Genomic DNA, 567 nt, shown 5'->3' with positions numbered 1-567 from the left:
CCGCGGAGGTGTCGAACTGCCAACAGCGCCCTGCACATCATCGCCATCTGCCGCCTTCGGACAGATCCACATCCGCGTCGCCCTCATCAACCGCTTCAACGCCCTCAGCACCGCCGGGATCCTCCGGGTCGCCTGACGTCAGGGAGGGAAGGGGTGCGCTATGCCTCAAGCTGGCGTTTTGCAACAACGCCGAATTCCCAACAACCCCGAGACACGACCCTCGCCCAAGCCTTGTCCTTGCAGAACACCTGAGTTAAAAGGGCACCGACGGAGCGGTGGCCGAGTGGTCGAAGGCGCACGCCTGGAAAGTGTGTAGGCGGGGAACCGTCTCGAGGGTTCGAATCCCTCTCGCTCCGCCACTACATGACCATAAGCCCGTGAAATCATGTACTTGAGCGCGTGTCGGGTGTTGCCGCAGGTAACACAAGAGGTTACACGCAATGCCCATCCTGTTCACCTACGGGGCGTTCAAGATCATGTGCCAGCACACTCAACTGAAGGGCAACACTTGGTAGTTCAGCCTGAACAACGCGATCAGGCGGCCGCGTGACTGTAGCCGCGAGCGTG

The 567-nt window shown here is 60.7% G+C and carries 1 tRNA gene; it reads left to right on the top strand.

Annotation, left to right across the window (positions count from 1 at the left end):
* The first annotated feature begins 269 nt into the window (after positions 1–269).
* Positions 270–359 (top strand) — tRNA-Ser (locus FG154_RS20745).
* Positions 360–567 lie beyond the last annotated feature (208 nt).

It is taken from the genome of Cereibacter sediminicola (assembly GCF_007668225.1).
Classification (GTDB): domain Bacteria; phylum Pseudomonadota; class Alphaproteobacteria; order Rhodobacterales; family Rhodobacteraceae; genus Cereibacter_A; species Cereibacter_A azotoformans.
The sequence above is the reverse complement of the archived record's forward strand: the minus strand, read 5'-3'. Positions and strand labels throughout refer to the sequence as shown.